This is a genomic window from Arthrobacter sp. UYP4, from assembly GCF_057291175.1.
The window spans coordinates 1-1471 of the sequence record NZ_JBXAVU010000023.1; the positions used below are offsets into that span (position 1 = coordinate 1).

The following is a 1471-nucleotide window of genomic DNA, read 5'->3' on the forward strand; positions in this document are numbered from 1 at the left end:
TACACCAACGACGACGTGTTCCGGCGCACTGACCAGTCATTTACGGATGACGAGCTGGCTGCGTGGCTCGAGGACGACGACAACCGCGAGTGGTTCAACGACGACCGCTCTACACAGCCCCCACCGGGGCAGGGCAAGTTCTTCATCAAGGTCGGCTCCCGGGCCGGCATCCCGTTCTCGATGGAGTTCACCCCGACCGAGCGCCGGTCGCGTGTGCACGACACCGAGAAGAAGTGGCACAAGGCCAAGCGAACCGCTGCAGAGGAGCGAGGCGAGCTGTGAGCTCACTGGACCGCAAGCACACAGCCGGACTCGGCGGTGAGGCCGCCCTGCTGGTCGTCCTCATCGTCGCCCTCGTCGGCGTCCCGGGTGCCCTCTATGGGCTGAACACCCTCGGGCACCAGCTCGAGCCACGCCCGGACGGTATTCCAACCGGGTTCTGGCCACGGTCGCTGGGCAACTTCACCGGCATCATGCCGTGGCGCTCCACGGAAATCACGCTGGCGATCGTCGCCGGCGTCCTCCTGCTGGCACTGTTCGTCCTGTACATCGTGATGAGCATCCGCAAGGGCCGGAAGATCGTCAAGCACGACCGGGCCGCGATGAAGATGGCGTCCCTAAAGGACGTTGCGCCGTTCACCGAGAAGCAGGTCAAGGCCAAGTCAGCCCGCTTCGGCCTGACCGCCGAGCAATCACCGGGCGTGATGATCGGTCGGATGGTGCGCGGTGGGAACACGCTCTACGCGTCGTGGGAGGACACGCTCCTGCACATCTGGGGCACCCGCACAGGTAAGACGACGACGCAGGCCGCACCGTCGATCATCGAGGCGCCCGGGCCCGTGATCGCGACGTCGAACAAGCGGGACCTGTCGGATCTGACCCGCGACATTCGCGCCGAGAACGGCGACGTGTGGATCTTCGACCCGCAGGGCGTCGCGAACGAGAAGCCCACCTGGTGGTGGAACCCGCTCAGCTACGTGATCGACGCCGAACGGGCCGCGGAGATGGCGAACAACTTCGCCCTCGGCTCCCGCTCCGTCGGAGCGAAGGCTGACGCGTACTTCGACACAGCCGGCAAGGACCTGTTGGCCGGGTACCTGCTCGCGGCAGCGGTGAGCGATCGGCCCATCAGCCAGGTTCACTCGTGGCTCTCCCACCCCGAGGAACGAGAAGCCTCGACGTTGCTCCTCGAGGCCGGGTGGCTGAAGGAAGCTGATTCCATGGGCAGCACGATGTCCCTGCCGGATAAGCAGCGTGAAGGCGTCTACGGCACCGCACGGCAGATGGCCACGTGCCTGAAGAACGAGAAGATCGCCCCGTGGGTGAACCCCAGCGGGCCGAATGATCCGCGGCCGCAGTTCACGCCCGAGGACTTTATCAAGGGCAAGAACACTCTCTACGCGCTGTCCAAGGAAGGTGCTGGCACCGCGGGTCCTCTGGTGACGTCCCTGACCGTGGCCACGGCCACCGC

The 1471-nt window shown here is 65.7% G+C and carries 1 protein-coding gene and 1 pseudogene; both read left to right on the forward strand.

Going from position 1 to position 1471, the window contains the following annotated elements:
* Positions 1-282, forward strand: a pseudogene (locus tag AC0Z9V_RS18140) (ATP/GTP-binding protein); the annotation flags it as partial.
* Positions 279-1471 (forward strand): type IV secretory system conjugative DNA transfer family protein (locus AC0Z9V_RS18145; RefSeq protein ID WP_485142389.1); only part of this gene is annotated, 1193 nt, incomplete at its 3' end. The pseudogene AC0Z9V_RS18140 and the gene AC0Z9V_RS18145, both read left to right, overlap by 4 nt.